This window comes from Methylobacter sp. (assembly GCF_023227905.1).
In the GTDB taxonomy this organism is placed as follows: Bacteria; Pseudomonadota; Gammaproteobacteria; order Methylococcales; family Methylomonadaceae; genus Methylobacter_A.
Genome location: NZ_JALOCF010000044.1, coordinates 20,198 through 40,222, shown reverse-complemented (window position 1 = coordinate 40,222; position 20,025 = coordinate 20,198). Strand labels below are relative to the sequence as shown.

Sequence of the window (20,025 nt, the reverse complement as noted above, 5' to 3'; positions counted from 1 at the left end):
TTTTTTATTTATTTCTTATTGTTTTTCTCTATTTTCTTCTCGGTATTTTTTCTTTCTGGCTGATATTTTTTCTTTGTTTTCTTCATTGTATTTTTTATTAATTTCTAATTGTTTTTCTCTATTTTCTTCTCGGTATTTTTTTCGTGCTATTGACATACAATAATTGCATTGTCTATTATTTTCATTATCCCATTCATGCCCACGCTTACATGTTTTCATTATTCAATACCTATTAATTTATAAAATGTTTTGCCCATTGGCCGGTAAAACTTAATACTTTTATCTTCAAGCTGCTTTCTGTTGTCTCTGTAATACCGGTATTTATCCCTCTCTTTTTCATTGCTTACCCTTAAAAATTCACGAATCTTTTTTCTTAATATTGTCTCTACAGTTACAACTTTTATTCGCTTATCCCCCCCAAAGTCTTCCTCAATAGCGATATTTAAAACAGGCTCAATCAATGGCTTCTCAGCCGCTTGCTTAACAGCTGTTTGTTTATCAAGTTCAAGTTTTGCGTTCGGATCAATCAATTCTTCTTTGCACTTAGCACAATAACGCGCTGCAATGTCATTTTCATGCTCGCATTTTTCGCATTTTTTGAATGTCCATTTGTAGGTGCAGCGCTCGACACGCTTTATAATTCCCTTACAACGGCGCCCAAAATGGGCCGGCACTGGGCGCTTTTCTTGATCAAGAACAACATCACCAGTGTCAGGCCATGAGAAATACCCGTTTTCAGTTATAGTGTACCCGGCATCATTAGGCCTTACTGCAAATTCGTTTTTGTGGCTGCATTCAGGGCATATTGCGGTTAGCGTTTCTGTTTCGCTTGATGCCCTTGCTCTTACGACCGGGTTAAAAACATCGCCATCAGGGAAATGCGTTTTTATGTTGTCTGCATAGTCCAGGATAAGGGCAAATGGCTTATCTTCATGCAGTCTTAAAACACGGCCTATCATTTGAGTGAGTAATACGACACTTTCAGATTTACGCAGCAAAGCACAGCAAAACGTTTGAGGGTAGTCGCACCCAGTTGTCTGAGTAGACACATTGCATAGGTATTTTATTTCACCGCGCAGGAATTGACGCTCTATTTTTTTACGGTCTTTAGACTCACCGGTAACCATGGCACTGATGCCTTTTGGCAATGACTCTAGTGCTTCCTGACAGTGCTGTATTGTTGAGCAAAATATTAAAACACCGCCTTTATATTGATACGTTGTTTCGACAATATCCGCTATTATCTCACTCGTTAGGCGCCCTTTACCTTCGTAAACCTCGTGGATACTTTCAGCCGTGTACTGTCCTTTTTTATCTAATTCAAGTTTTTCCGTTTCGTAATGCAACTGAGTTTTACCAACAACCGGCCTGGTTATATAACCATGCTCTAACAGATATTTTGCAGACACTTCAAACGTGCATTTATCAAAGTATGGATTTACTGCCTCATCGATAAAGCCTTTTTTGTAATGTGATTTGAAAATATACCCGGTTCCAAGGCGCATAGGTGTAGCTGTAACGCCACATACGCGCAAGTTGCTGTTTTGTGCTGTCAGTTCAGCAATAATATTTTTTACGCTTGCCGTTATTAGATGACACTCATCCAGGATAATCAATCCAATGTCTTTAAACTTCTCAACCGAGTTTTTGACGCTCAACGGGGATGCAAATATTACCGGATGCCTTACTGATTTGGAATTAAGGCTCGCACAAAAAATAGACGCTCGCAATCCATCGTAGCTTATGTATTTTTCATGATTTTGTTTTACTAGCAATGCGCTCGGAGCTAGACAAAGTACGTTTTTGCCAGATATTTCGTGATAAATTTTTGCTATTTCTGAAATTATCAAACTTTTACCTGCAGCCGTTGGCAATACCAAAACCTGGCTAGTTAGTGACTTTTTTATATGCTCAACGGCTGAATCAACGGCTTCTTGTTGATATGGGCGTAGTGTGTATTTTGTCATTTGACACCAAGCCTATAATCAATAATATCCTTGTCTATTTCTGACAATTTGATATAGCCAAACGCAATTAAATTCTCTAGCGCCGCATGTATCTGTTTTTGTGTGTATTTTTTCATAACGTATTAAAATAACTAGTATGTTTGACTTGCAGGTTTACATTTTCACCTAGCCTGTGACACTGACCAGAATTGAAAAATATAACCATTGCTTTTAAACCTTTTATCTTTGTCACCGGTACTTTTGCGTTCATCTTGCGCTTTCGATCTATGCGTTTTACATCCTTAAAATAGTCGTCTATTTCTTGTTTGTTCCATATCCGTTGAGACATTCCGACGGTTTTAATTTTCCGCTTAATCTTTGGAAATCCTGGCTTTTTTGATTCTTTTATGAGCAGATTAAACCCCATGAGATGGCAATATTTGTGCTTAATTTCGTAAAAGTCAATCTCATCTGGCTGCTTTTCCTGGAAGCATACTAGACGCTTTTTGTGAGCCTCAATAACTGCTTCAGATGGATAAACAAATTTACCTGAGTATTTTTTTATACCAGATTCTTGAGCGACTATATATCGTGCTCGTTTAATTTCTATTTCCCAGTATTTTGCAAATTGTTCTATGGTCATTAGTCAATGCTCTCTATTAAGTTATCCAAAAGATTTCTAGCTCTATTTAGACTTTTTATAACGTCATTGTAATCATCGCTAAAAGTTGAGCACTCTAACAAGTAAATTATATCGTCAATTTTTTCCTGAAAATCTATCATTTTTTATCCTATGGTTAAATATTTGCGGCATATATCGGCGGTTTGTTTTTGACTTTGTTTAGTACCATTAGTATATGATTCAGCAGCATCATCGTCATAAGAAGCATAAGCAGCATAAGCAGCAGCAGCATAAGCAGCACAAGCAGCAGCATAAGCAGCATCAGCAGCAGCAGCAGAAGCAGCATAAGCAGCAGCATAAGCAGCAGCATAAGCAGCATCAGCAGCATCAGCAGAAGCAGCATAAAGCTCTTCTTTTGATATTTCACCTATGCCATAAGCTATAGCTGCATCGACAGCCGCGAGGCTTCTTTCATCTTTCATTAAATGCCTGACTGTATTAGCACAATGACCTTTTACAAGATATAGCTCTCTTATATTTTCTGGGTATTGCTTGTAATAAAACCACAACATCCAGTCGCCTCGATGACATTCATTCCAGGCTTCTTCTGTTGTTCTGTTACCTACCCAGTTAATAGCGTCTCTGCACGCACCTAGTTTTATTAGTAACTTTTTAGCTTTCATTTTCGTGTCCTATAGTTAAATTTAGTAGACAACAGTTTACAATTAACACGACTGCTTGTAAACTATTGTTTTACTTTTTTATCGAGAAATAACTATGAAAGCACTAATCGAAACACTGAGAATTTTTGTAATTTTTGCAATACTGACGGCCGGCATTTTTCAGCTTGCAATGCTTATTACTGTAGAATCACCCAACAACAGCGGGATAGAATTATGATTGAAGAATTTAAAAATGCAATGCGTGATTGTGGTATAGAGCCACCGCGCGATATATTCCCAGACGGAGTTTTACGTCGTTTTAAAATAAAAAATAAATCGTGTGGATGGGTAATCCTTCACGGCGGTGATTACTGGGCCGGTGCATTTGGTGACTGGTCCAAGGATTTTAAAGCCAAGTGGAAGCAAAAAGAAAAAGAAGGTGTTAAAAAAATATACTCAAAAGAGGAGATTGATAGGATAAAAAATCACAAAAAAGAGGAAGAAATTAATCGAAGAATAAAACGCTCTGAAGCTGCAGTTTTTTCACAAAATATTTGGAGCTTAGCTAATGAATGTATATCGCACACCTATTTAACAAAAAAACGTGTTAAGTCGTATGGCCTAAAAGCTGCCACAAACGGTATACTTTTAGTACCAATTTATAACCGTTTTGGTGCACTTGTTAACCTGCAGCGTATTTATGCTGACGGGACAAAAAAATTTATGACAGGCGCCGAGATTACGGGATGTTTTTTTATGATAGAGGGAGAGTCAGACACTATCATAATATGCGAGGGATACGCCACTGGAGCTAGTATACATGAGCATTATGGATGCACTGTTGTTGTAGCATTTAACGCCGGTAATTTGCCGGCAGTCGCTAAAAGCATTGCTGAGATATATAGAGGCAATGAAATCATTATCGCAGCAGATAACGACGAGTCAGGAGTCGGTGAGCGTAAGGCTAAAGAAGCATGTTTGGCGATTGGATGCAGTTACATTATGCCGGATGTTGTAGGCATGGATTTTAATGATATAATAAGCATGAGTTTATAAGAATCGTGTGAGCAGGCATTAATCTTATTGGCTTTATACAGAAACATCTATATTCGACCCTGCTCGGTTGTTTATAGATGTTTTTTTTTGCATTAAAGGAAATTTATGAATAGACATAAAAAAATTAATAAATCTGCAAGGGAAATAGTTATTTATTTAAGAAAAGAAAAGCTTTTATTGGAGACACAATCAATCGATGAGCTTTTGGACAAATTCGGACATACTGAAAGAAGGAAAGCAATAAAGCGCCAAATAATTTATATTTGGGGCGCTAGAACATGAGTAAATTTGATGATTTTGAAAAAAGAAGGCCTCCTGATTCTAATTATAATTCTATTCTAGACGACCATACGCCACTAAAATCATTAGACCTAACAAAACACATCGACAAAAACAGCCTTCTTTACCGCCTTTCTGAACAAACAGCTTATGAATGTGACCTTCCAATAAGCACAGTCATGATGTGTGGTTTAGGCGTTTTCAGCACAGTTTCTTGTAGAAAATACGCCGTAAATTATGAGCATTATGGAAAGCTTCCAATTTCACTTTATGTCATCGGAGAGCAGCCAAGTGGGACCGCAAAATCAAGGTGTCTAACCGTTTTTCAAAAGCCTTTTTTTGGGCTAATCAAGAAAATAAAAAACTCACTAATAGAGGAATTAAAAGACCTTGAAGAAGACGAGGCTGCAAAACAGAGAGACAAAGACGATTTAAAATCACGCATAAATAACATATCAAGGTCGTTGTTTATAAACAACACAACACCAGAGGCTCTTGAAATAATAACCGGACAGAACAACGGTTTTTTTAGCGTTGTTTCAGCCGAGCAGGGGGCCATAGATTCACTAATCGGGGGAATGTATAAGGGTGCTGGTTCAAAATCAAATAACGACGCGGTATTGCATGGCTTTGACGGCGGCTTTATGTCGTCATCCAGGGTAACTCGCGGCGGACACGTTGGTACTGTTGTTGGCGGATTGGTGTGCTTTGCTCAAGATGGCACGTCACATACTATTTTAAGCAGTTCCAACGGAACCGGGTTGGCAGAAAGGTTTTTGTTTCTTGCCGAGGAAACGTTTTTAGGTAAACGAGATATTGTTGGAAAGCAAAACCGTCATGATAGTTCGATATGGCTTGACTATGACAAGAAATGTTCAAGCTTTGAGCAGGTATTACATGAGCAAGTTGACTATGATGACATTAACTGTTTGTCAATTTCAACAGAGTCATGGGAGCTGATAAAAAAGTTCCGTCAATTTCTTGAGCCTATGATTGCTGACGGCGAGAAATACGCAATAGCAGGGCTACGTGGCATGATTGCAAAAATCGACGCGCAGGTTATGAAAATAGCGGCTAATTTGCATGTTTTTGAGTCCAGTGTGGTTTTAAATCCAATAATAGACGACAAACATATTTTATCCGCACTACATATTTGCGCAGAGTTGGTTAAATCGTGGCATCAAACTTGTGAGAATGTTGGGATAACTGGCGATAAAGCAGCGTATGAGTCAATATTGACTTTATTCGCTGAAAATCCACGTCGAAGGGATGAGAGAAATATTATATTATCAAAGAGAGCAACATTACCGTTTAGAGATTTTAAGGGCGATAAATACGCTGAGATAAGGCGAGTACTTATTGAAATGGTTAAACTTAATCTACTGCAATTAGAAGTTGAGGACGGTAAGAAATACTATCGTGTGTAAAGTGTGCATAGCCTGTGTATAGTGACTATACACAGGCTTAAGCCACGGAATATAAGGGTTTATATAGTATATGTGTATAGTGTATAGTATTATATGTATTCTTTCTTTCTTTCTTTCTTTTTTATATGGACATCTAATGAAATTTTTACTCTCACACACGCACACAAAGGTGTACTATACACATTATACACAAATGGCTGTAAGCCACGGCTGGCGTGGCTTAAGGCTGTGTATACTCGTTATACACTGTGCATAACAACTTAATACACAAGCAGGAAATATCATGACAATAACAGCGAAAATTGATGGAAAAATAGCTCGCGTTGGCGAGTTGAAACCATTATCCAATGGCAATAGCGTTTATAACTGCACAATTGGCGTTTGGATTGAGAAAGAAAACCGCGCTGAGTATGTACAGGCAGCTTGTTTTGGTGAATTGGCTGCTACGGTATCACTTTTAGAAAAAAACGCCGCTATCAGCGTGATAGGTGCCTTAAGGCTAGTTGAGTACACATCACGTGACGGCGTTTTGAAGCAGGCGCTCAATGTCACGGTAAATAATTTCATTGCATTGTAAAAAAATACTTTACAAAAGGTTAGTTGTGTGATTTAATATATCCAACGTCGAAACAAAGACGTTTTCACACAAACTAACCGAGGATAAGAAAATGAAAGCATATATTTACAACGTTGAAACAAAAGAAGTTGTCGCGGAAATAAAAGGCGATGATAACAAATCAATCGAAGCTAAATTTGATGAAATTGGTTATGACACTGATGAGTATGGATTAACCTACAGCCAAGCATTTGGAACAGTTGACGGCCTAATAATTGATGGCGATTTCGAAGTTATCGATGTCCGCGGATAATAATTAATAACAATATAGCCATGGACGGCTTTAAACGAGGATAAGAAAATGAAACAATACAAAATGATTGAAGCAAAAACACAGATGATGTTTATTACTCGCGGGATTAATGCAAAGGATTGCATCAAGCAAATTGAGCATCAGCTTGGCTATAAAGCAAAAATTTTCATAATTGAATCAAAAAAGGTACACTAAAATGAAGAAATTATTAATAGCATTAACATTGATCAGCCTGTCTGCTTGCTCGGCAACAACAGGTTTTCAGCGTATGGCGTCGGGTGAAATAGGATGCCCACCTGAAATTATAAAAATAAGCAATGAGAATTCACAATGGGTTCTTGACGGACTGAGGACGTATCAAGCAGAATGTAACGGAGTTGCGCATTTTTGCTCATTCAGTAACAAGGATTTTGGGTCGCTTAGATGCAAAGAAAGGACAGTTAAATATTAGTTTGCAATGGAATTATTTGATTATCCAGATAATCTAATACCTCGCATGATGCTAGAAATAGCAGATAATTGTGGTCAGACGGTAGCAATGACGCTATTGCTTAATTATCCTGGCGTTCACGTTCGCATACCAAAAACCCCAACGATGACGCATAAACTTGCTGAATTGCTTGGGTTTGACGCATTTAAAAAGTTGTGCGAGATTTACGGTAATGAGGTTATTCAGATCCCAAGAGCAGCAGCTGCTATACGAGAGCTTCGTAATCAGCAAATATTACGAGATTTTGCTGGTGGAATGATGCAATCAAGCATCGCGCTACAGTATGGGATTACAGAGAGGCAGGTTAATCGTATATGCAATAATGTAAAACTATGCAATCAGCAAGATATGTTTGACGGTTAGGAAGCAATTCTCAAGCTTTAGACTATATTTATTATTTATAATGAGAGGCGACAAAAAATATCATCAAATAGGTGTACACCATGACATTACAAAATATTTTTAACCTTTTTAAAAAAGGCTCAGAGATCGATAATCCGGCTCTATGGAAATCTGTTCAGTTGAAGGCTAATAATGTCACTACGCTTCTGGTTGCGGTGTCATCTATAGCCGCTATTTATGGGTATGATTTTCATATCAGTGAAGAGCTAATGCAAACAATGGGCGCTGGTATTGTTGCATTTCTGACAATAGCGAATAGCGTGCTGACCGTGATTACATCCAAAAAGGCTGGACTATGATAAACCAGGAAATTTTAAACTGGTTTTTCGGTCTGTTTGGAATTTTAGCCGGCGCCGTTTTAAAAGTTGTTTGGGACGAAATAAAAGGTCTGCAAAATGCTCAGGAAAAGCTTACTGAAAAAACAGCAAATATTGAAATTCTAGTTGCTGGTAATTATGCGACCAGGGATCATGTAGACAGGATATACAGGGAGCTTGCTTCTGCGTTGTTTAAAAAGCTTGATAAAATAGAAGATAAACTTAACGACAAGGTTAACCGTGCAGAAATTAATAGATAAAGAATTGACTTTCTATGAAAACTTGATAAATGATTTATTTTTCGGTGTTATAAAAGACTGATATGGCAAGACCATCATTTAAACCAACGGACGAAGAGAGAAAACTAGTTGAGTCAATGAGCGGCTATGGCGTCCCATTACCGCATATTGCAGCTCTAGTCAGGGATGGTATAGACGATGATACCCTCGCAAAGCACTTTAAAAAAGAACTTACGCAAGGTAAAGCAAAAGCTAATAGCAAAGTAGGACAGACGCTATTCCAGAAAGCAGTTGCTGGCGACACCAGCGCGGCTATTTGGTGGAGTAAAACACAAATGGGATGGAAGGAAACAATTGTTACAGATAAAAAAGTAGACCATACTAGCAGTGATGGCAGCATGACACCTAAAACACTGATATTAACTAGAGCGGAAATAGAGCAGCAACTAATAGATGCAGGTATAGACCCAGACAAAGTAAAGCTTGATGAATGAGTATTGTCGATGCGTTAAGAGCAGATCAGTCTAGGGAATCGTTCTGGTGTTTTAGACAGTACATGGACCCGAAATTAAAACGATCATGGTGGCCTAGGGAGATAGCCAACGAGCTACAAACATTTTTTGAAGACTATCAAGCCGGGCTTAGGCCTAAGCTTGTTATACAAGCACCGCCTCAACACGGAAAGAGTACAGCAGTTATAGACTGGCTGGCGTGGGTAGCTGGTAAGTCACCAGATACAAAGATTATATATGCTTCTTTTTCAGATAGACTTGGAGTTAGAGCGAATCTTAGGATTAGACGTATTATGGCTTCTGAAAAATATAAACGTGTTTTTGGAACACGTTTAGGTGGACAGGTTACACAAGATTATTTTGAGTATGCAGATAAGACAGGATATTTCAGAAATACAACGGTGCGAGGTTCTGTTACAGGAGAAAGCCTTGATATAGGGGTCATAGATGACCCTATTCGAGGCCGTTCAGATGCTAATAGTGAGACGATAAGGAGCTCAGTATGGGATTGGTTCACTGATGATTTTAGCACTAGATTTGCTGACGACGGAGCGTTGCTTATTATCCTGACACGATGGCATATTGACGACCCAGTAGGGAGACTGATAGAGCTTGATCCTACAGTCAAAGTGTTACGCTATCCAGCAATCGCAGAGGATGATGAGGCTCACAGAAAAGCTGATGAACCACTTTTTAAAGAGCATAAAAGCCTTGAATTTTTAAAGTCGATGAGAGCGCGTATGCTTCCATCTTCTTGGAATTCGCTTTATCAGCAAAATCCTACGCTTGCTGATGGCGAGGTATTTAAACCTGATATGATGCAGTTAGTTGATGCGATACCGTCAGACTGTAATCGTTATGTTAGGGCTTGGGATTTAGCCGCCACATCGAAAGGTGACTGGACGGTAGGTATCAAGATGACCCGTGATAAATATCGTTGGTACATTGTCGATGTAGTGCGGATGCGTGGAGCTCCGCACGAAGTAGAGGCTGTTATACTTAATACCGCTAAACGTGATGGAGCAACATGCAAAATCAGGCTGCCCCAAGACCCAGGACAGGCCGGAAAATCCCAGGCCGCACGGTTTGTAAATATGCTTGCAGGGTTTAAAGCGGAAGCATTACCCGTTACAGGCGACAAGGAAACAAGAGCCGGTCCATTTGCTGCACAGGTAAACATAGGCAACGTGTCTGCGTTGCGTGGTGCCTGGATAGCTGCATTGATAGACGAAATGAGGGCATTCCCTAATGGCGCGCACGATGACCAAGTGGATGCTTGCGCTGATGCGTTTAACGACCTGACGCCTATCGGAGAAATAGAATTTAAAGCGGTTGGGTCTAGAGTGATCAACGAAACAGAACAAAGAACACACGGCAGTATTGATACCATTGCCAACACAAACAACCTAAAAGGCTGGTGAGATGAGTCTAATTGACAGATTTAAAAAGATTATTGTACCAAGCGTTAATTATGCAGAGGAGCAGTCTTTAGGCGCCAAGCCAAGCATGGCCGAGATTGCCACAGTAAAAAACGGAAGAGACATAACGCGCGGATGGATCCCAGATAATTTAATCATGAGCGCCAGTGATACGGTGCTAGAGACGCGCGGAAGCGGTGATTATACAATCTATGAAGAGCTGGCTAGAGACGACCAAGTTAAGACATGCCGCCAGCAGCGCGAGCTAGCCTTAATCTCGAAAGAGTGGGGCGTTGATCCTGGCGATAGCAGCCGCAAAGCGAAGAAAGCCGCTGATAGATTACAGGTATTACTTGAGCGTTTGGCTTGGGACGACAAAACACAAAAGATGCTATCTGCGGTACTATATGGATACTCGGTTGCTGAGTGCATGTGGCAGACGGATGGATCAGAAATTACATTGTCAGATATTAAAGTCCGTAACCGCAGCCGCTTTGGTTTTTTGCCGTCTGGTGAGTTGCGATTGATTACCCCTAGTGATTACTCAATGGGCGAGGCGCTGCCACCTGCTAAATTTTGGGCTTTTGCGTGCGGTGCAGACCACGATGATGACCCGTATGGGCTTGGCCTTGGGCATTACCTTTATTGGCCTGTGTGGTTTAAAAAAAATGGCATTAAATTCTGGCTGCAATTCCTTGAAAAATTTGGGCAGCCGACAGCAATCGGAACCTATCCAATATCATCATCCGACGCAGAAAAAGAACGCCTGTTAAAAGCGTTAAGCGCGATCCAGAGCAGCACAGCAATCAGAATACCTGAAGGAATGCAAGTAGAACTCCTTGAGGCTACCCGCTCCGGCACCGCCGACTATACTGCCCTTGTTGACCGTATGAACGCGGCTATCAGCAAAGTGTATATAGGGCATTCAGCCGGGGCAGATTCAACACCAGGTAGATTGGGAGGTGAGGACAATGCTGGCGAAGTCAGAGAAGACTTGATAAAAGCTGATGCAGACTTAGTGTGTGGATCGTTTAACCGCACAGTTGCTAAGTGGTTAACCTATTATAACGATGGTGACAATGTGGCACCGCCAAAAGTATGGCGTAATGTTGAGCAGGAAGAAGATTTAAAAGCGTGTGCCGATAAAGATAAAGTAATCTTTGACATGGGCTATAAGCCGACGCTGAAATATATCCAAGATAAGTATGAAGGCGAATATGAAGAATCCTTGCAGCCGACTACAGACAAGACTGAACCAGTCATAACTGACAAACCAGCGCAATTTGCCGAGCCTGTAGTAACTGACATTGACCCTACGCCAGTATCAGCGCAAACCGATATACTGGCCGCAGCCGCTGGCAACTCAATTAAAAATTGGGTGGACACCATACGCGCAAAAGTAGACAGCGCAGACAGCTTGGAAGCCTTACGCGATGACTTGCTGGCTAGTTATGCAGATTTAGATAGCGAGCAGCTAACTAACGTGATGACGCTGGCATTTGCAGCGGCGGATTTGTCAGGGCGTTATGATGTTACCAGTGAATAATATCCATTATAGCCCTGTATCAGGGTTGATACGTTGTTATCGTGATGGCTATAGCTATGCTAAACGTGATGATTATATCCTGGTCATATCAGTCAATTGGTTGTCAGATAACACGGTGTTTTTATTCGGCGCGCACGGCGAAATGAATAGAGGGCAGTGGCTGAGAATATTGAAAACGCTCTATGAAAAAGGTGCAAAATATGTGCAAATGCAGAGAGCTAATGGCCGCAAAATGCCGTATGCCAGTGTAGTCGGGATAGGCGAACATGAGACGTTATGGAGTCTCGATCTTGACGAGATATTCGGTGAGTGAATTTTTATGCCACTAAAACTAAGCCCCACACAGATAGCGTTTAACTCGCGTGGCGACGGTAAATTCAATCAGCCGTTTGATGAGCAGGTAGAATTTTTAAAGCAAAAACTTAATATTCCTACTGATAAATGGGACGACATACTGAAAGCCGCACATGACCGCGCCTTTACAGTTGCAGGAGCGGCTAAGGCAGACTTGCTTAATGACCTGCACACAGCAGTCAATAAAGCCGCACAGGATGGTAAAAGCATTGGATGGTTTAAAGAGAATTTCGAAGCGATTGTGCAAAAGCACGGATGGGAAGGCTGGACAGGGAGCGACACATTGCCGGGTAGGGACTGGCGCGCGCGGGTTATTTATAATACTAATTTGCGTGCCAGTTACGCAGCCGGGCGCTATGGTGAGTTAACTAACCCTGACCTACTGAAGAGCCGCCCTTACTGGAAATACGTGCATAATGACACTGTGGCTCACCCAAGGCCACAACACAAAGCCTGGGGTGATAAACCGGTAGTGTTGCGCTATGATGACCCGTGGTGGCAAAGCCATTTCCCCCCGAACGGCTTTGGGTGCCGGTGCCGTGTCGCAGCAGTCAGAGCAAAAGAATACAATGGCGATGCAGCGCCGAACGATGGAACTTACACGGTGGAAGACAGAAACGGTGTAAAGCACACGCTACCGAATGGCGTTGATTATGGGTGGGATTATTCCCAAGGTAAATCTATTGCAAAGCAGATGCAACAGTTTGTTGATAATAAGGTGGCGAGCTTGCCATCCGTATTAGCCGATGCTTTTTTAGCCGAGATAGCGAAAATAATCAAAGACGACCCGTCAAATACAAAGTGAGATTGAAATAATGAAAGCAAAAGACCTTATAACCCTGTTAAATACCATTGATGCCGATGCTGACGTACTAACTCCTGTTGATAATAAAAACGGACTAGCCAATGAATTCACATTGACACCAATACATGTTATCTATAATGCCGCAGGAACTTCTTTAAACTCAGCACCACATACGATGTCAAGCGCAGATGATGAGGTAGCAACCGGCGCATATTTGCTAGACGGAGTATGGAGCGTTACTTTTAACGTCGAGAAGCGCAAGCACAGCCAACATGATTGAAGTTGAATTTGACGGACGCAGAATACAGGCAGCGCTTGGTGGATTGCAGCGTGCAGTAGGTAATCTATCACCCGCTTTACGATCGATTGGCGAAGAACTGAAAGAGTCTACACATAAGCGGTTTGTTAGTCAGACAGCACCGGACGGCCAGCGATGGGCGCCCAATAGCACGGTTACAATCGAGCGGAAAGGGCACAGCAAGCCATTGACAGGCACCACCGGGCAGCTTGGGGACTCTATCAATACGCGCATGATCGGCAATGATGCCGTGGAAATCTATAGCCCGATGGAATATGCAGCCATGCAGCAATTTGGCGGCACTAAAGCCGAGTTTCCACATTTATGGGGCGACATTCCAGCACGGCCATTTTTTGGCATATCAAACGAAGACGAAGCCAATATCCTGGATATTATCCGCGAGCATTTAGAAAGCTCTTTATAGCATTAAGAAGCACGTCATAATCACATAAACCAACAACTGCGTAGAATCTGTAGTCATGAATAAAAAAATCCAGATTTTCAAAGCCGGAAGTCACACTGCGATGAGCGGCGCGACAATGGACTTCTCAGAGTCAGACCTTCAAGCTTCGGCCAGTGCCTATAATCCGGCGCTTCATGAGGCACCTATCGTGGTTGGGCATCCAAAAGCCGACGCGCCAGCCTATGGTTGGGTCAAGTCCCTAAGCTTTGCCGACGGACTCGAAGCCGAGCCACACCAGGTAGACGAGGCATTTTCAGAACTTGTTCAGGCCGGGCGTTACAAAAAAATATCTGCAAGTTTCTACACGCCGGATGCTCCAACTAACCCCGTGCCGGGTGTTTATTATTTGCGGCACGTGGGCTTTTTAGGCGCACAGCCGCCAGCAGTTAAGGGACTAAAGCCTGTTGAGTTTTCGGAATCCGACGAGTGCATCGAGTTTTCCGATTGGGATGACATGACTAACGCTACTCTATGGCGCAATTTACGCGAGTTTTTTATCTCAAAATTTGGCATTGCCGTTGCAGACGAAACCATCCCAGGCGAATCTGTTGGGCAGCTTGAACAAAGCGCACAGGAAGAGCTTGCAAAACCGGAAGAATCACAACCTATTAACTACCAGGAAAATACCATGACCCCAGAAGATCAGGCGCGATTAGAAGCGCTGGAAGCTGAAAACAAGCTTTTGAAACAACAACAGGCCGACTTTGCAGAGGCTGAAAAAGCCCGTAAAACGGCAAGCATCCACGCGGATAACCTAGCTTACGCTGAATCTCTGGTTAAAGCCGGCACATTGCTACCTGCTCAGAAAGATGTTACCGTGGCAACACTTGACTTCTTGGCTAGTCAAGAGCAGGTTGTCGAATTTGGCGAAGGCGACAGCAAGAAACCTTTGATTGATTCCGTAAAAGAGCTGTTTAAGGGCTTGCCGAAACAGATTGAATTTAGCGAAGTGTCACAAGAAACTGGCAATATTGACCTGACCGGAAGCGACGCATCCAGCGCACAACACAAACAAAAATGGAACTCAAGTGCAGAGTTACGCGCTGAATTTGGTGAATTTGATACATACGTTGCTTTTGCCAAAGCTGAAAACAACGGTCTAGTTAAAATTAAGGGGTAACAGATGGCAACTTTAGCAGTAGATAAACCAAGAACCTATGCGGTACACGGTGCCGAGTATGATAGCGATGTGCCAATGATTGCATCAGATATTATTTACGAAGGCGCGGCAGTTGGCGAAAACGGCTCAGGATATTTCCGCCCGTTGGTAGCAGCCGACCCGTTTGCTGGATTTGCACTCAAGAGAGCGGATAACGCTACTGGCGCCGCTGGTGCTGTAAATGCGCATGTACGCGCACGTGGCACGATCATTTTAGCAGTTACCGGCGTTACAGCTGTAACGGATGAAGGCTCGACTGTTTATGCTTCAGACGATGACACCTTTACGCTCACTTTGACAAGTAATACAGCCATCGGCAAAGTAGCTCGTTATATCAGCGGCACACAGGTCGAAGTATTTTTCGAAGCCGTCTCTCTCAGATCAATTTAAGGATTTAACACAATGGCAAATTTAATCACCAGCCGCGCTATTATCGGCAAATTTTACCGCGCTCTTGAGCAGGACATTGGCAACACTTGGGTTCCAGGCGTATCGATGCTGTTTAACTCAGATCAAGAATCTGAAACCTACGCATGGTTGGGGCAATCTCCAGCAATGCGCGAGTGGATCGGCGCTCGCCATGCCAAGGGATTAAGCGAAAGTTCAATCACTATTGCTAACAAGAAATTTGAGGCAACTCTTGAAATCCCTGTTGACTGGATTCGACGCGATAAAACCGGCCAGATCGATGTGCGTATTAACGAGCTTGCTCAACGTGCAAACTCGCATTGGGCTAGTCTGTTGTCAACGTTGATTATCAATGCTGAATCTACAGTATGCTATGACGGACAATACTTTTTTGATACTGACCACGTTGAAGACGATTCCGGCTCCCAGTCTAACGATATCACCTATGACGTAACTACGACCACCGCACCGACCGCCGCAGAAATGCAGAGCGCTATCCTTAAAGCTACCGAGCAATTGCTAGGCTTTAAGGATAACCAAGGCGAACCGATGAACGAAAATGCACGTGAGTTTATCGTGCAGATTCCAGTGGCTTTCTTGTCCGCTACTGCGGCAGCATTGGGAGCGACTATCATTGCTCAGGACTCTAACCGCATCCAGGCTCTTGGGTCTTTGGGTGGCTTTAGATACCGTCTCGAAGTCAATGCTCGTTTGACATGGACTACCAAGTTTGCACTTTTTAGAGCGGATGGACCGACAGCAGCATTTATCCGTCAAGAAGAAGAATCTATCAAAGTGGCGGCAATTGCCGAAGGCTCAGAGTTGGAATTTAACAACGACGTGCATCGTTATGGCGTTAAAGCCATGCGTAACGTTGGTTATGGTTACTGGCAACGCGCCGTATTAACTACATTGATATAAGGATAAGCCGGGATGATTATTAAAGCCTTAAAAAGAATAGTAGTCCCGGCTGGCACCAGGCTGGTGCTAAGTCAGGAGCAGCATGAAGCCAGGCAGCACAGCCTATTTTCTGGCTGGCCAGGCTCGGCATTAGTTACCAAAGACATCGAATTTAAGGCTGGCGAGACTTTAGAGGTTTACGGCGAGATGTCCAGGTCTGTGCCTGTTGGGGATTATGTTGTTATTGAGTCTGATGAGCCAGAGCCAGAGCTAGAGCAGGAAAAGCCGCGCAAAGCCAAGGCATTAAAAGAGGCTGGTGAATTATGAAAAGTCCTTTAAGAGCTACGAGGGATGCGTGGGTTTTTGACAGCTGGTCAGAGGTTACTTCGGAAGGTGTAACCGCTGAAAATTATGGCAAAGGTCATATTATTGTAGATGGTCGTCAATACTGGTCAGACGGAGATGGATGGAATCCAGTGGCAAATTCCACGCTAACTTGGACAACCAAGCCGACAGCAGCCGAGTTTGGCAGAGGGCAGGCTTGGTTTAATGATATTGGCGTTATTGGTTATAGTGATGGTTATAAGTGGTCTTTTAAAGGGAGCTATATCCCAAGATCACACATGCCTATACCGTCTGGCTATATAGACACAACCGACGTTTTGGCCGATTATTCGCTAGTCCAAGTTAACGGCACGGTTACTCAAGACACTACGGGCAGGTATAAAACAGGAACATCAACATTGCTGATGGATATACCTGCGCATACGCCTTTTGGTGAGGTTAAAATCACATCAGGCACTAAGTCATTAGATTGGTCAGACATGGACGTGCCCCTAATCGTCACGTTTTATGTTGATTACATTGATTTAACTGTGTCAGATATGGCGCTTGAGATATGGATTTCTAATGGCGCGGGTATGCTTGCTACTAACCGCTCTTACGCTGTAATGGCAGGTAAAATTACACAGGGTTGGAACACGCTAGCTATTGACAAACATCCTACTGGTAACGCGCCATTTGCGGCAAACTTTGTGCAAAATGGCACTAATGCGGTCGATTTTGCAAACCCAATTGTTAGCTATAGAGCGACCATACCTGGTAGTACAACTGTCAATAGACAAATATGGTTTGACTCGTTTCAGCACGGCAGAAAAGAGCGCCCAAAGGTTGTGCTAACGGTTGATGATGGTTATACAACAAGCTACACAGTATTTTTTAAAGAGTTACAAAAGCGTCGCCTCCGCGGAACGCATTTTCTGGAGGGTGAAGCATTGGGTAACAGTGGCTATATTACACTAGCCCAAGCAAAAGAAATTAACGCAGATAATAATCACTATATCGGCGTGCACGGCAGACATTTAAACGAGCAGGGCGTTAATGCTTGGCACGCTAATCCCGCTGTAGAAATAGCCAGAGCTATCGACTCACTAAAGACGCTAGGTCTATCTGATTGTATTTATGGGGCATGGCCGCAAGGTATTTATGCTCCAGAAGATCACGCGCTCATGCAGCAGGAAGCGATGAATCAAGGATTACTTGGCATGAGAGGTACGCGTAACGGCTATCATTATTTTAATGATGGATGTTATAACCCCATGAATATTTTTTCCGTAGATTTGAATGTATCTGTCACTACATTAGCACAAGCTAAGGCGTCAATAGATACCGCGATATTGTGGGGATGTTCAATTGTTTTTTATTGTCATAATATTGATACAAGCGGAACGGCTGGATCGTGGCAAACACAGGACTTTTTAGACCTGCTTGATTATATAGTTGTAAAAAGAGCAGCCGGATTGATCGACGATGAACGGTATGATGACTTTATGGCAGTAGGTACGATTATTTAATCGTACCTACATAACCCAATAATAATACTAGCGCAAGACGAGCGCCTAATAAATGGCCTACTGCACAAAGCAAAACCTGATTGATAGATTCGGCGAGGCTGAACTTATCCAGTTAACAGACGAAAATAATTTAGGTGTTATTAATGACACTGTACTAACTCAGGCGATAACCGATGCCGATGCAGACATTAACAGCTATTTGACTGCATATCCGCTACCATTAGTGACTATTCCTGCTAATCTTGTGCGCATTGCTTGCGATATTGCTCGATATTATCTGTTTGATGATCAAGTGGTATCGCAGGTAGAAACCCGCTATAACAACGCGATTAAATACCTACAAATGGTAGCAAAGGGGCAGATTACTATAGCACCAGATACTAGCGGAGATATTGCGACAACAGAGGCCAGCGGTGTTGATTATGTGGAAGGTACACAAAGCTTTGACAGTGACGAATTTTAACCATTCAATTTTTAAAAAGAGATAAAAAATGAAAAAAATAACAAGATACTTACTATTACCATTGTTGTTTGCCGCATCCTTTTCTGCATCAGCGCTAGGCTTGTCTGATTATGCGGAAAACAAAGTAGCTGACGTGTTGTTCAGAAACACTGCGTTTTCGGAATCCTCCCCTGCTTCATATTACGTTTTTCTATCATCGACGGCATGTTCTGACTCTGCAACCGGCACAGAATTAACCGGAGGCAGTTATGCGCGCGTAGGTGTGACAAGGGCAACTGCATCATGGAAAGGCACGCATGGTACTACTACTGGCGCAAGCTCAGGAACTAACGCAACCATTAGCAATGCCGCCGCCGTTACATTCCCTACCGCAACCGCAGATTGGGCGACCGCATCCCATTGGGGCATTATCGATAGCGCATCCGGCGCTGGGAATATCATAATTTGTGCTGCATTAACAGCAAACAGGACAATTACCGCAGGCGCCACAGCATCGTTTGCTATTGATGCCCTAACAATTCAGATTGACTCTAACTAATATAATGAGAAAGCTATTATTTATTATGTTAATCTGGCTGGCAGGTTGCGCTATGGCTCCTGATATTGTGGAACTAAAAGCATCTAAAGTAATACCTTTGAGCGGAACTGCCATATTGTTTAAAACAGGCGTTACTCATGATTGATTTAACTGACGAATTAATAGAGGGGCCGCTGGCGTCAGAATTTACGGTATTGTTAGCTGAACAGTCGACTGATTTGATGGCAATTAAGGCTATCTTTGATCGTAAAGATATAGAGGTATTTGGCAATCTGCGGGTACATGATATAAAGCAATACATATCATTAGTCGGGCTAAGGCTGGCGATATTAGAATCAAGCGCTATATCTGCCAAAGAGTTTAATTTAGCGTTGGAAGATTTCAAGGACTCCGGATTCGACTTGTTTAATGAGTTGATTTATGGGCGGGTTGTCCAAGTGCTGGATGCGTTGGTGGCCGAAACATTGATTCCAGATTTTACCGAAACCCATAAGTTAACTATTTTAAGCTTAGGCAAAAATCTAGTGTCTCGCGCAGAACAGTTAAGTATAGTTGTATCTCTGCAAGATTTGGCAACATCGATTTATAATGACGACGGAACCAGGAGATAGTTATGGCTACCGCGGTAAAAAATGCCCGAACAATTGTTGCCTCTGCCACAAATAGCGCCAGTTCCACAACCAGAGGCAGGCTCGATTTGCAGACTGCACTAGGTGGCATCATTACCATGAAAATAACTAATGGAGGGACACTAGGCGCACAATGCGAAGCGCGGATACTTATATCTCACAACGCCACAATGCCAGCCGCCGGTTCAGCCGGTACAGACTGGAAAACTGTATATCGAGTTGGAAACGGTGTTGTATCAGGTACAGTAGGCGAATGGAGTTATACGTTTGGCCCTGAGATTATGAGTGTAGAGGTTGAGTTTACCGGTAACACGACAAATAGCTGTACTGTTGAGGCGTATGCATCTGAAATAACATCAATGGGATAAGT

Annotated in this window: 29 protein-coding genes; 25 read left to right on the top strand and 4 right to left on the bottom strand. The window is 42.5% G+C overall.

All coding sequences use genetic code 11. The annotated features are described in order from the left end of the window. Positions 1-15: 15 nt before the first annotated feature. The 4 genes from M0R47_RS16055 to M0R47_RS16040 all read right to left on the bottom strand — a co-directional run bounded on the left by M0R47_RS16055 (position 16) and on the right by M0R47_RS16040 (position 3,251). A complete protein-coding gene (locus M0R47_RS16055) occupies positions 16-219 on the bottom strand; it encodes a hypothetical protein (RefSeq protein ID WP_292556632.1) in 204 nt (67 codons plus the stop codon). Then, positions 219-1,967, bottom strand: coding sequence for a DEAD/DEAH box helicase (locus M0R47_RS16050; RefSeq protein WP_292556631.1), 1,749 nt, complete (start codon positions 1,965-1,967; stop codon positions 219-221). Before M0R47_RS16050 ends, M0R47_RS16055 begins: the two co-directional genes overlap by 1 nt. Before the next feature lie 112 nt (positions 1,968-2,079). Next, positions 2,080-2,589, bottom strand: a complete 510-nt coding sequence (locus tag M0R47_RS16045; RefSeq protein WP_292556629.1) for a hypothetical protein — start codon at positions 2,587-2,589, stop codon at positions 2,080-2,082. 143 nt (positions 2,590-2,732) lie between these two features. Continuing rightward, the gene (locus tag M0R47_RS16040) at positions 2,733-3,251 is read right to left on the bottom strand and encodes a hypothetical protein (RefSeq protein WP_292556627.1); all 519 of its coding nucleotides are present in this window, start codon (positions 3,249-3,251) and stop codon (positions 2,733-2,735) included. Between the two features lie 213 nt (positions 3,252-3,464). On the opposite strand from M0R47_RS16040, the gene M0R47_RS16035 reads away from it, so the two are divergent. The 25 genes from M0R47_RS16035 (at position 3,465) to M0R47_RS15915 (ending at position 20,023) form a co-directional block, all read left to right on the top strand. Continuing rightward, positions 3,465-4,286, top strand: coding sequence for a toprim domain-containing protein (locus M0R47_RS16035; RefSeq protein WP_292556625.1), 822 nt, complete (start codon positions 3,465-3,467; stop codon positions 4,284-4,286). A 105-nt stretch (positions 4,287-4,391) separates the two neighbouring features. Beyond that, positions 4,392-4,568 (top strand): hypothetical protein, encoded by a 177-nt coding sequence (locus tag M0R47_RS16030; RefSeq protein ID WP_292556623.1) that lies wholly within the window; start codon positions 4,392-4,394, stop codon positions 4,566-4,568. Further along, positions 4,565-5,992 (top strand): DUF3987 domain-containing protein, encoded by a 1,428-nt coding sequence (locus M0R47_RS16025; protein WP_292556621.1) that lies wholly within the window; start codon positions 4,565-4,567, stop codon positions 5,990-5,992. The genes M0R47_RS16030 and M0R47_RS16025 overlap by 4 nt, the downstream gene beginning before the upstream one ends. Before the next feature lie 283 nt (positions 5,993-6,275). Then, complete coding sequence (locus M0R47_RS16020) at positions 6,276-6,569, top strand: single-stranded DNA-binding protein (protein ID WP_292556619.1); 294 nt, start codon at positions 6,276-6,278, stop codon at positions 6,567-6,569. Between the two features lie 91 nt (positions 6,570-6,660). Beyond that, positions 6,661-6,861, top strand: coding sequence for a hypothetical protein (locus M0R47_RS16015; RefSeq protein ID WP_292556618.1), 201 nt, complete (start codon positions 6,661-6,663; stop codon positions 6,859-6,861). Between the two features lie 48 nt (positions 6,862-6,909). Then, positions 6,910-7,056 carry a hypothetical protein gene (locus tag M0R47_RS16010; protein WP_292556616.1) on the top strand — a complete coding sequence of 49 codons (147 nt, stop codon included), beginning with the start codon at positions 6,910-6,912 and terminating at the stop codon, positions 7,054-7,056. 262 nt (positions 7,057-7,318) lie between these two features. After that, positions 7,319-7,714 (top strand): Mor transcription activator family protein, encoded by a 396-nt coding sequence (locus tag M0R47_RS16005; RefSeq protein ID WP_292556614.1) that lies wholly within the window; start codon positions 7,319-7,321, stop codon positions 7,712-7,714. Between the two features lie 80 nt (positions 7,715-7,794). Beyond that, on the top strand, positions 7,795-8,052 hold the full coding sequence (locus M0R47_RS16000) for a hypothetical protein (RefSeq protein WP_292556613.1): 258 nt from the start codon (positions 7,795-7,797) through the stop codon (positions 8,050-8,052). Next, positions 8,049-8,330, top strand: a complete 282-nt coding sequence (locus M0R47_RS15995; RefSeq protein WP_292556611.1) for a hypothetical protein — start codon at positions 8,049-8,051, stop codon at positions 8,328-8,330. Before M0R47_RS16000 ends, M0R47_RS15995 begins: the two co-directional genes overlap by 4 nt. Before the next feature lie 62 nt (positions 8,331-8,392). Then, positions 8,393-8,803 (top strand): hypothetical protein, encoded by a 411-nt coding sequence (locus M0R47_RS15990; RefSeq protein ID WP_292556609.1) that lies wholly within the window; start codon positions 8,393-8,395, stop codon positions 8,801-8,803. Then, on the top strand, positions 8,800-10,242 hold the full coding sequence (terL, locus tag M0R47_RS15985) for a phage terminase large subunit (protein WP_292556607.1): 1,443 nt from the start codon (positions 8,800-8,802) through the stop codon (positions 10,240-10,242). Before M0R47_RS15990 ends, terL begins: the two co-directional genes overlap by 4 nt. A gap of 1 nt (position 10,243) precedes the next feature. After that, positions 10,244-11,785 (top strand): DUF935 family protein, encoded by a 1,542-nt coding sequence (locus M0R47_RS15980; RefSeq protein WP_292556605.1) that lies wholly within the window; start codon positions 10,244-10,246, stop codon positions 11,783-11,785. After that, on the top strand, positions 11,778-12,098 hold the full coding sequence (locus M0R47_RS15975) for a hypothetical protein (protein ID WP_292556603.1): 321 nt from the start codon (positions 11,778-11,780) through the stop codon (positions 12,096-12,098). The genes M0R47_RS15980 and M0R47_RS15975 overlap by 8 nt, the downstream gene beginning before the upstream one ends. 6 nt (positions 12,099-12,104) lie before the next feature. After that, a complete protein-coding gene (locus M0R47_RS15970) occupies positions 12,105-12,944 on the top strand; it encodes a phage minor head protein (protein ID WP_292556602.1) in 840 nt (279 codons plus the stop codon). A 10-nt stretch (positions 12,945-12,954) separates the two neighbouring features. Further along, on the top strand, positions 12,955-13,224 hold the full coding sequence (locus M0R47_RS15965) for a hypothetical protein (protein ID WP_292556601.1): 270 nt from the start codon (positions 12,955-12,957) through the stop codon (positions 13,222-13,224). Next, positions 13,217-13,666 (top strand): phage virion morphogenesis protein, encoded by a 450-nt coding sequence (locus M0R47_RS15960; RefSeq protein WP_292556600.1) that lies wholly within the window; start codon positions 13,217-13,219, stop codon positions 13,664-13,666. The genes M0R47_RS15965 and M0R47_RS15960 overlap by 8 nt, the downstream gene beginning before the upstream one ends. A 55-nt stretch (positions 13,667-13,721) precedes the next feature. Then, positions 13,722-14,825, top strand: coding sequence for a hypothetical protein (locus M0R47_RS15955; RefSeq protein WP_292556599.1), 1,104 nt, complete (start codon positions 13,722-13,724; stop codon positions 14,823-14,825). A 3-nt stretch (positions 14,826-14,828) separates the two neighbouring features. Next, the gene (locus M0R47_RS15950; RefSeq protein WP_292556598.1) at positions 14,829-15,254 is read left to right on the top strand and encodes a hypothetical protein; all 426 of its coding nucleotides are present in this window, start codon (positions 14,829-14,831) and stop codon (positions 15,252-15,254) included. Positions 15,255-15,266: 12 nt separating this feature from the next. Next, a complete protein-coding gene (locus M0R47_RS15945; protein WP_292556596.1) occupies positions 15,267-16,193 on the top strand; it encodes a Mu-like prophage major head subunit gpT family protein in 927 nt (308 codons plus the stop codon). A 12-nt stretch (positions 16,194-16,205) separates the two neighbouring features. Further along, positions 16,206-16,499, top strand: coding sequence for a hypothetical protein (locus M0R47_RS15940; protein WP_292556594.1), 294 nt, complete (start codon positions 16,206-16,208; stop codon positions 16,497-16,499). After that, the gene (locus M0R47_RS15935; protein WP_292556593.1) at positions 16,496-18,025 is read left to right on the top strand and encodes a polysaccharide deacetylase family protein; all 1,530 of its coding nucleotides are present in this window, start codon (positions 16,496-16,498) and stop codon (positions 18,023-18,025) included. Before M0R47_RS15940 ends, M0R47_RS15935 begins: the two co-directional genes overlap by 4 nt. 52 nt (positions 18,026-18,077) lie before the next feature. Then, complete coding sequence (locus M0R47_RS15930) at positions 18,078-18,488, top strand: DUF1320 domain-containing protein (protein ID WP_292556591.1); 411 nt, start codon at positions 18,078-18,080, stop codon at positions 18,486-18,488. Between the two features lie 28 nt (positions 18,489-18,516). Continuing rightward, positions 18,517-19,026, top strand: a complete 510-nt coding sequence (locus M0R47_RS15925) for a hypothetical protein (RefSeq protein WP_292556589.1) — start codon at positions 18,517-18,519, stop codon at positions 19,024-19,026. Positions 19,027-19,163: 137 nt separating this feature from the next. After that, positions 19,164-19,637 (top strand): hypothetical protein, encoded by a 474-nt coding sequence (locus M0R47_RS15920; RefSeq protein WP_292556587.1) that lies wholly within the window; start codon positions 19,164-19,166, stop codon positions 19,635-19,637. 2 nt (positions 19,638-19,639) lie between these two features. After that, positions 19,640-20,023, top strand: coding sequence for a hypothetical protein (locus tag M0R47_RS15915; protein ID WP_292556585.1), 384 nt, complete (start codon positions 19,640-19,642; stop codon positions 20,021-20,023). Positions 20,024-20,025: the final 2 nt, after the last annotated feature.

Coding starts and splice junctions, on each gene's coding strand:
- M0R47_RS16055 (WP_292556632.1), bottom strand. CDS start 219: ATGAAAACATGTAAGCGTGGGCATGAATGGGATAATGAAAATAATAGA.
- M0R47_RS16050 (WP_292556631.1), bottom strand. CDS start 1,967: ATGACAAAATACACACTACGCCCATATCAACAAGAAGCCGTTGATTCA.
- M0R47_RS16045 (WP_292556629.1), bottom strand. CDS start 2,589: ATGACCATAGAACAATTTGCAAAATACTGGGAAATAGAAATTAAACGA.
- M0R47_RS16040 (WP_292556627.1), bottom strand. CDS start 3,251: ATGAAAGCTAAAAAGTTACTAATAAAACTAGGTGCGTGCAGAGACGCT.
- M0R47_RS16035 (WP_292556625.1), top strand. CDS start 3,465: ATGATTGAAGAATTTAAAAATGCAATGCGTGATTGTGGTATAGAGCCA.
- M0R47_RS16030 (WP_292556623.1), top strand. CDS start 4,392: ATGAATAGACATAAAAAAATTAATAAATCTGCAAGGGAAATAGTTATT.
- M0R47_RS16025 (WP_292556621.1), top strand. CDS start 4,565: ATGAGTAAATTTGATGATTTTGAAAAAAGAAGGCCTCCTGATTCTAAT.
- M0R47_RS16020 (WP_292556619.1), top strand. CDS start 6,276: ATGACAATAACAGCGAAAATTGATGGAAAAATAGCTCGCGTTGGCGAG.
- M0R47_RS16015 (WP_292556618.1), top strand. CDS start 6,661: ATGAAAGCATATATTTACAACGTTGAAACAAAAGAAGTTGTCGCGGAA.
- M0R47_RS16010 (WP_292556616.1), top strand. CDS start 6,910: ATGAAACAATACAAAATGATTGAAGCAAAAACACAGATGATGTTTATT.
- M0R47_RS16005 (WP_292556614.1), top strand. CDS start 7,319: ATGGAATTATTTGATTATCCAGATAATCTAATACCTCGCATGATGCTA.
- M0R47_RS16000 (WP_292556613.1), top strand. CDS start 7,795: ATGACATTACAAAATATTTTTAACCTTTTTAAAAAAGGCTCAGAGATC.
- M0R47_RS15995 (WP_292556611.1), top strand. CDS start 8,049: ATGATAAACCAGGAAATTTTAAACTGGTTTTTCGGTCTGTTTGGAATT.
- M0R47_RS15990 (WP_292556609.1), top strand. CDS start 8,393: ATGGCAAGACCATCATTTAAACCAACGGACGAAGAGAGAAAACTAGTT.
- terL (WP_292556607.1), top strand. CDS start 8,800: ATGAGTATTGTCGATGCGTTAAGAGCAGATCAGTCTAGGGAATCGTTC.
- M0R47_RS15980 (WP_292556605.1), top strand. CDS start 10,244: ATGAGTCTAATTGACAGATTTAAAAAGATTATTGTACCAAGCGTTAAT.
- M0R47_RS15970 (WP_292556602.1), top strand. CDS start 12,105: ATGCCACTAAAACTAAGCCCCACACAGATAGCGTTTAACTCGCGTGGC.
- M0R47_RS15965 (WP_292556601.1), top strand. CDS start 12,955: ATGAAAGCAAAAGACCTTATAACCCTGTTAAATACCATTGATGCCGAT.
- M0R47_RS15960 (WP_292556600.1), top strand. CDS start 13,217: ATGATTGAAGTTGAATTTGACGGACGCAGAATACAGGCAGCGCTTGGT.
- M0R47_RS15955 (WP_292556599.1), top strand. CDS start 13,722: ATGAATAAAAAAATCCAGATTTTCAAAGCCGGAAGTCACACTGCGATG.
- M0R47_RS15950 (WP_292556598.1), top strand. CDS start 14,829: ATGGCAACTTTAGCAGTAGATAAACCAAGAACCTATGCGGTACACGGT.
- M0R47_RS15945 (WP_292556596.1), top strand. CDS start 15,267: ATGGCAAATTTAATCACCAGCCGCGCTATTATCGGCAAATTTTACCGC.
- M0R47_RS15940 (WP_292556594.1), top strand. CDS start 16,206: ATGATTATTAAAGCCTTAAAAAGAATAGTAGTCCCGGCTGGCACCAGG.
- M0R47_RS15935 (WP_292556593.1), top strand. CDS start 16,496: ATGAAAAGTCCTTTAAGAGCTACGAGGGATGCGTGGGTTTTTGACAGC.
- M0R47_RS15930 (WP_292556591.1), top strand. CDS start 18,078: ATGGCCTACTGCACAAAGCAAAACCTGATTGATAGATTCGGCGAGGCT.
- M0R47_RS15925 (WP_292556589.1), top strand. CDS start 18,517: ATGAAAAAAATAACAAGATACTTACTATTACCATTGTTGTTTGCCGCA.
- M0R47_RS15920 (WP_292556587.1), top strand. CDS start 19,164: ATGATTGATTTAACTGACGAATTAATAGAGGGGCCGCTGGCGTCAGAA.
- M0R47_RS15915 (WP_292556585.1), top strand. CDS start 19,640: ATGGCTACCGCGGTAAAAAATGCCCGAACAATTGTTGCCTCTGCCACA.